The organism is Veillonella sp. (genome assembly GCF_019414865.1).
In the GTDB taxonomy this organism is placed as follows: domain Bacteria; phylum Bacillota; class Negativicutes; order Veillonellales; family Veillonellaceae; genus Veillonella.
In genome coordinates this window covers 1-4,826 of sequence record NZ_DXLG01000119.1, presented here as the reverse complement: position 1 = coordinate 4,826, position 4,826 = coordinate 1, and the positions used below count along the sequence as shown (strand labels likewise).

Sequence of the window (4,826 nt, the reverse complement as noted above, 5' to 3'; positions counted from 1 at the left end):
ATTATATAACGATATGAAAGTATGGACAATGAATATGAAAATATAATTTAAACAATACTTATATATGCACTAATAATTCTTGTACATTACAAATAGGCTATCCATTAAAATAAAAGGTACACTTATATCATAATAAGCATACCTTTATATATTATGTTATAAACGTTTAGAGATCGCATCTACTGCATCAATATCAGCAGGTAACCAATCTACTGAGTATAAATTCTCTTTTGAAAGCCATTTTGCCGCTTCGTGTTCTAATAGAGTAATATCAGAATCATTTACTAAAGAACATAAATAACAATGCATTGTTAAATCAAACTTCTCATACCCTGTATATTCAATAGTAATAATATGTTCCAGAACGGTAATCTCCGCTTCTAGTTCTTCATGTATTTCTCTTTTGAGTGCTACCTCGTGAGCTTCGCCAGGTTCAACCTTACCACCTGGAAACTCCCAACCATCTTTTAGATCACCATAACCACGTTGAGTAGCTAATATAGTATTATCTTTTTTGATAATTCCTGCTACAACTTCAATATGTTTTCGTTCTTCACTCATATATCCTTACCCATTAATAATATAATCATAAATATCATCCCGTACGGGCACTTCAAGTTGATACTCTAGCTCTACTGCCATAGTACCATTTGCCATAAAGATTTCTTTAGCTCGTTCTCGTCCTGTAGAATGAATAGGACCCAAATAGTAAAACTCTTTAGACTCTTCATCATCCTTATTCTTTCTCATAAATAAGTGCATAGAAACACCTAAGGCATCAGCGTTAAATGCAGTCTGCACATCATCAGAAGAAAATGATCGTTTATTTTTAGAAATAGCTTTCAATAATCCTGGATTTTCAAATCTATCTTCATACTTAATAGTATCTTGAATATCATCTGCTTTATGATAATTGATGAATACAGGATACGTCTTTGTTTCCTTATGGAATTTATATCCCCCAATATTCAATGGCACTTCATTTTGAGGCCATTCTAATAATTGACACACTTGTTCATAGGTATACTTTTCATATAAAGCAAAAGGAGTATTCGGATAAATTTTATCTTTATATTTATCATCAAACTGTTTCAAACCATAGGCAACAAGTTCTTGCACTTGCCCTTTAAAATTACTATTTTCTAATGCATCTTTAAATGCTTGAGATATTACATAACGACCATTAGATAATTCAATAAATACACTATCTTCAAATGTTTTTTGTGCCGCTTTCACACCGAATTGATTTGTCATAACATTAATGAGATTAATTCGCCCATGCTCAGATAATTCTACATTATATGTATTTAAAAGCTCATTAGATACATATGTAATAACATCCTGTTTTCCTTCTAATAATGCTTGTAATGCTAATAGCTCTCGTACACGTATTCCTGTTGTTAGTTTTTGAGATATAAAATGTAACATCCGTTCCTGAACAGGTGTGAATGATACATCATAATCCTTATCCTTAATCTTTATCAAGAAATTATGATAGGACTTAAATTTATAAAAAATTCGACTTACATCAATAGAACCATGTTCTGCAAAATCAGAAATTCTAGGAATACGACCTAATTTAAAGCGCAAATTAAAATAGGCTTCTTTTATTAATTTCATATCAGAAAACTTTGCCGTATCAATAGATTCGTAAATACGTTGTTTCGCAATTTTATCAAAATGTACTGTTGAGCTACCAGGGATAATACGATTACCTGCTTGTACATATCGACGCAATGTATCTTTGTTATAACTTCTATCACCAGATAGTGCCAAGGGAATCATAAAGTTATTTGTATAGTTCCCAATAAAATCAAGGATAACTACATATTCCTTATCTTCAAACTTACGAAGTCCACGCCCTAACTGTTGAATAAAAATTATTGGGCTTTCAGTTTGACGTAACATAATAACTTGATTGATTTCAGGTATATCAACGCCTTCATTAAATATATCTACAGTAAAGATATAATCTAACTGCTCATCAAGTCTACCTTGATACTCCCCGGTCCCTGTTAATCGAGCGATCGTTTTCTCTCTAATTTCTTGGCTATCCTCACCCGTCAAGCTTACTGTGCGATAAATCCCCCGCTCATTAAAAGCGTCAGATAAAGCCTTTGCTTCAATCCGATTACTGCAGAATACCAGGCCTTTTACACGACTACCACTATGTCCAAAGTAGCGAATCTTTTCAATAATTTTATCTACACGCTCCTTCGTAGACAAATTAGAAAAAGTAACCTCCATATCACCAATCGGCTCGTCTGTATCAACCCATAAGTCACTAATACCAAAATAGTGGAATGGGCACAATAAATCTTCCTCTAGAGCCTGTTGTAATCGAATTTCATAAATAATATTATGATCAAAGAGCTCATATAAATCATAACCATCAGTCCGCTCCGGACTTGCAGTCATACCTAATAGAAACTGTGGTTTAAAATAGTCGATAATACGTTGATAACTTTCAGAGCCTGCACGATGTACTTCGTCAATAATAATACAATCAAAAGTTTTTGGATCGTATTGTTTCATTACATCATAACGCCCCATCATTTGCATTGTAGAAAATACATGGGTAGCATCATATTTTTTTACATTACCAGATACTAACCCAAACGTTATAGATGGATCATTATAAACCCGTTCAAAACTTGCCATTGCCTGTTTTGCTATTTGTTCACGGTGCACTAAAAATAGAATTCTTTTCGGATTCATTTCACGCATCGCAAAGGCTGCTGCATAAGTTTTTCCTGTCCCCGTAGCAGAAATTAAAAGCCCTCGTTTAGCCTGATTAGCTCTTAGCTCATTAAAATTGGCAATAAACTGTTGTTGCATTATATTAGGTTCTAAAGTAGGTAAATCAACTTGCTTAAACTGTTCCGCTACAGACCTTTGAGAAGAACGTTCCGGACGAACCCATCTAGGCTTATACCAAGGTATAAACTCTTCATAAGGAATGGCAAATTTTGAATCCCAATACAGTTCAAATTCCTCATTAATCTCTCGAGCATAAGTATCGCTACCATGTACTTCAGAACGGGTATTCCACTCTCTATTGCTCTTTAGCGCATTAATAGTTAAATTAGAACTACCTATTATAATTTGATAGGATTCATCTTTCTTAAAAATATATCCCTTTGTATGAAAACCATGTCCACTACCTTGAGTAGTACAATATACCTTCAAATCAATATTCTTTAGATTACCTAAATCTTCTAGAACTTGTGGACTATTAAACCCAAGATAATCTGTTGTTAATATGCGACCATGTACACCTCGATCTTCTAACTCTTTAAGTATTGGCTTTAATGTTAGTAATCCTTCTGGTGTTATAAATGCTACAGATATTAAAAACTCATCACAATTACGCAAGCCATCTTCTATAGCAGATAGCACATTGCGCCCTTCCCCATTTGCTATGAGTTCTGAAGATGTAGCAAAGTTGAGTAAACGATTCGATTCTGACATAAAAAAACTCCCCACATAATAAATACTATACTTGCTATTATACCAGCCGCAGCTGCAGCGTCTAGAGAAATATATTTTTATGCAGAATAGCTTATTTATGTAAAAGCCTTGTTAGGTTACCCCTCAACAAATCATTAATTATAAATATTAATATATGTTCACATCGAATAATTTCATCTATTCCTTATGATTCTCCGCTCTATACGTCTTTTTTGGGACGTAAGTTTATGATATAATATAACTAATTACTCTTAGGGGCGTAGTCCGCCCAAACGGATCCAAAAAGAGTTAGTGTGTTTTCAAGGAGCGTGCGCAGTTGAAAAAGGGGTACATCAAGTTAATAGCAGCCGTTATACTTGGCATCGCTATTATCGGTGGTGGGATCTATGGGGTGTATACACTCTTGTCATCCAATACAACGACAATTTTATATCGATCAACCGTTGACGACAAGATCAACGCTATCCGACCTTATATCGTCGCATTAGACTCATATAACGCGTACAGTGTAGCCTATGCAAATCAATTACAACCAACTCTTGAAGAGTTACGTAATGGGTCCCATAATACGACGATTACATTACCTAAATACAAAGATCTTAAAACAGCATTAGAGGCTGCAAAGCAAGATAGCCCTACTCCATACGAAGATGTAAACCAATCAACTAATGATGTATTAGCAGTGCTAGATCAATTGATTCCTGTTGCGGATCAATTGCAAGCCTACTATGTAGAACGTCGTTTTGAAAAAGATAATTTCAAAGGTAGCGATGAGTTAGCGGCACAGTATGTACCTCTAGCTGAACAATTCTATGCTACATACAACGCTTTAGATTTAGCCTTAGATAATCGTAATAATGAGCTCTATACAGAACGCATGACTGAATATCAAGGTGAAAAACGTGAAAATGCAGTTAACTTCATCGAGTTAAATCTCATGACTGCCCAAACAATCGATCTTATCGATCCAGATGGAAATACGGATACCCAAAAGGTTGAAGCAAACTTGCAACAAATCACGCAACGCATCAACAAATTACAACCTGGTACAACATCAGAAACACAAAATGCAGTTCGCGAGTATCAAGATTCTGTAAAAGAATTTGTTGCAGAGGCTCGCAACTATATCATCATCAATTCTTCCTACGGCGAAGCATATACACAACTGTTTATAAAATATAACAAAATGGTTGGCAAAGCAAATGTCGTGAATATGGCAGAACTTGATGCAACAGATCAAAAGAAAAAATAACTAACTACAAAAAGAGGACTAGCCGTGGCTAGTCCTCTTTTGATATGTCTACAACTACGTTAAATTATATTAACAAGTTTCATTACTATAGGTTTATATAATA

General features: G+C 34.4%; 3 protein-coding genes. 1 reads left to right on the top strand and 2 read right to left on the bottom strand.

Going from position 1 to position 4,826, the window contains the following annotated elements; genetic code table 11:
- Positions 1-156 precede the first annotated feature (156 nt).
- Together QZ334_RS06950 and QZ334_RS06945 are read right to left on the bottom strand one after the other, a co-directional pair.
- Positions 157-561 (bottom strand): (deoxy)nucleoside triphosphate pyrophosphohydrolase, encoded by a 405-nt coding sequence (locus tag QZ334_RS06950; protein WP_119208971.1) that lies wholly within the window; start codon positions 559-561, stop codon positions 157-159.
- A 6-nt stretch (positions 562-567) separates the two neighbouring features.
- Positions 568-3,471, bottom strand: a complete 2,904-nt coding sequence (locus QZ334_RS06945; protein WP_295233106.1) for a DUF3427 domain-containing protein — start codon at positions 3,469-3,471, stop codon at positions 568-570.
- 316 nt (positions 3,472-3,787) lie between these two features.
- On the opposite strand from QZ334_RS06945, the gene QZ334_RS06940 reads away from it, so the two are divergent.
- Positions 3,788-4,723 (top strand): DUF3829 domain-containing protein, encoded by a 936-nt coding sequence (locus QZ334_RS06940; RefSeq protein WP_005385384.1) that lies wholly within the window; start codon positions 3,788-3,790, stop codon positions 4,721-4,723.
- The last annotated feature ends 103 nt before the right edge of the window (positions 4,724-4,826 follow it).

What these genes read in the sequence shown, in the direction of transcription:
- QZ334_RS06950 (WP_119208971.1), bottom strand. Translation starts at nt 561, where the DNA reads ATGAGTGAAGAACGAAAACATATTGAAGTTGTAGCAGGAATTATCAAA.
- QZ334_RS06945 (WP_295233106.1), bottom strand. Translation starts at nt 3,471, where the DNA reads ATGTCAGAATCGAATCGTTTACTCAACTTTGCTACATCTTCAGAACTC.